Origin of the sequence: Pseudodesulfovibrio senegalensis (genome assembly GCF_008830225.1) — a bacterium.
Lineage (GTDB): Bacteria > Desulfobacterota > Desulfovibrionia > Desulfovibrionales > Desulfovibrionaceae > Pseudodesulfovibrio > Pseudodesulfovibrio senegalensis.
On the sequence record NZ_WAIE01000014.1, the window covers coordinates 2,501 to 4,833 of the forward strand.

Consider the following 2,333-nt stretch of genomic DNA (forward strand, 5'->3'; position numbering starts at 1 on the left):
GGCCAATCAAACCCGGTGATAGCTGGTTCTCCCCGAAATATATTGAGGTATAGCCTCGGGAATGAGTCTGACGGAGGTAGAGCACTGACAGGGCTAGGGGCCTCACCCGGTTACCAACCCCTATCAAACTCCGAATGCCGTTAGATGCTTCCCGGGAGTCAGGCTATGGGTGCGAAGGTCCATGGCCGAGAGGGAAACAGCCCAGATCGACAGCTAAGGTCTCTAAATCAATGCTAAGTGGGAAAGGTGGTGGAGTTGCTGTTACATCCAGGAGGTTGGCTTAGAAGCAGCCATCCTTTAAAGAAAGCGTAATAGCTCACTGGCCTAGCGATTCTGCGCCGAAAATGTAACGGGGCTAAGCATTGTACCGAAGCTTCGGGTTCATGTTTTAACATGAGCGGTAGGGGAGCGTTCTCAGATGGGATGAAGGTGTACCGTGAGGTATGCTGGACTAATGAGAAGTGATTATGCTGGCATGAGTAACGATAAAACGAGTGAAAAACTCGTTCGCCGTAAGACCAAGGTTTCCTGGGTAAAGTTAATCTTCCCAGGGTTAGTCGGCCCCTAAGGCGAGGCTGAAAAGCGTAGTCGATGGGAAACAGGTTAATATTCCTGTACATGTATACGTGTGCGATGGAGGGACGCAGGAGGATAGGTGATCCGGGTGTTGGATATCCCGGTGCAAGCGCGTAGGCTTGAGGAGCAGGCAAATCCGCTCTTCTTTAAGGCCGAGACGTTATGCCGAGTCTTTATCGACGTAAGTCACTAATTCCATGCTGCCTAGAAAAGCTTCTAAGTTTAGCGTATGCATACCGTACCGCAAACCAACACAGGTGGTCGGGTCGAGCAGACCAAGGCGCTTGAGAGAACTCTGGTTAAGGAACTCGGCAAAATGACCCCGTAAGTTCGCGAGAAGGGGTGCTCTGGATGGTGATCGAATTCACTTTGTGAGCGATCTAGAGCCGCAGCGAATCGGGGGGGGCGACTGTTTACTAAAAACATAGGTCTCTGCTAAGTCGTAAGACGATGTATAGGGACTGACGCCTGCCCGGTGCTGGAAGGTTAAGAGGAGTTGTTAGCTTCGGCGAAGCAGTGAATCGAAGCCCCAGTAAACGGCGGCCGTAACTATAACGGTCCTAAGGTAGCGAAATTCCTTGTCGGGTAAGTTCCGACCTGCACGAATGGCGTAACGATCCCCCCACTGTCTCAACCAGAGACTCAGTGAAATTGAATTCCCGGTGAAAATGCCGGGTACCCGCAGAAGGACGGAAAGACCCTGTGCACCTTTACTACAGCTTGACATTGGTATTTGAATTATCACGTGTAGGATAGGTGGGAGACTTTGAAGTCGGCACGCCAGTGTCGGTGGAGTCACCCTTGAAATACCACCCTTGATACTTTAGATATCTAATCCATTGCCGTTATCCGGTGTGGAGACAGTGTCTGGTGGGTAGTTTGACTGGGGCGGTCGCCTCCCAAAAAGTAACGGAGGCTTGCAAAGGTTCCCTCAGGCTGATTGGAAACCAGCCGTTGAGTGCAAAGGCATAAGGGAGCTTGACTGTGAGAGAGACATCTCGAGCAGGAACGAAAGTTGGTCTTAGTGATCCGGTGGTTCCGCATGGAAGGGCCATCGCTCATAGGATAAAAGGTACGCCGGGGATAACAGGCTGATAGCGTCCAAGAGTTCACATCGACGACGCTGTTTGGCACCTCGATGTCGGCTCATCACATCCTGGGGCTGGAGCAGGTCCCAAGGGTACGGCTGTTCGCCGTTTAAAGTGGTACGCGAGCTGGGTTTAAAACGTCGTGAGACAGTTTGGTCCCTATCCTCTGTGGGCGTAGGAGAATTGAAGAGGATCTGTCCCTAGTACGAGAGGACCGGGGTGGACGAACCTCTGGTGTTTCTGTTGTCGCGCCAGCGGCACTGCAGAGTAGCTATGTTCGGTCCGGATAACCGCTGAAGGCATCTAAGCGGGAAGCCAACCTCAAGATTAGTTCTCCCTGAACGCAAGTTCCTAAAGATCCCTTGTAGACTACGAGGTTGATAGGCCGGAAGTGTACGCGCAGCGATGTGTTCAGCTGACCGGTACTAATAGATCGTGCGTCTTATTTGATATTAAATGGAATTCTCTCTCTCCCTATTGACTATATATTTTGCCTTGGTGGCCAAGGAGGAGTGGGTACACCCGACCCCTTTCCGAACTCGGAAGTTAAGCACTCCATCGCCGATGATACTGCGGTCTAAGCCGTGGGAAAGTAGGTCGTTGCCAAGGCTTTATTTCAAAAGGCCCTGTCCAATACGGACAGGGCCTTTTTTGCGTTTGGTGCAATGG

Annotated in this window: 2 rRNA genes (1 of these 2 cut by a window edge); both read left to right on the top strand. The window is 51.6% G+C overall.

Annotated features, from left to right (window positions below):
• Positions 1-2,114: ribosomal RNA gene (locus F8A88_RS15690) — 23S ribosomal RNA — on the top strand; it begins 824 nt to the left of the window's first position.
• Positions 2,115-2,158: 44 nt separating this feature from the next.
• Positions 2,159-2,273 (top strand): 5S ribosomal RNA (gene rrf, locus F8A88_RS15695).
• Positions 2,274-2,333: the final 60 nt, after the last annotated feature.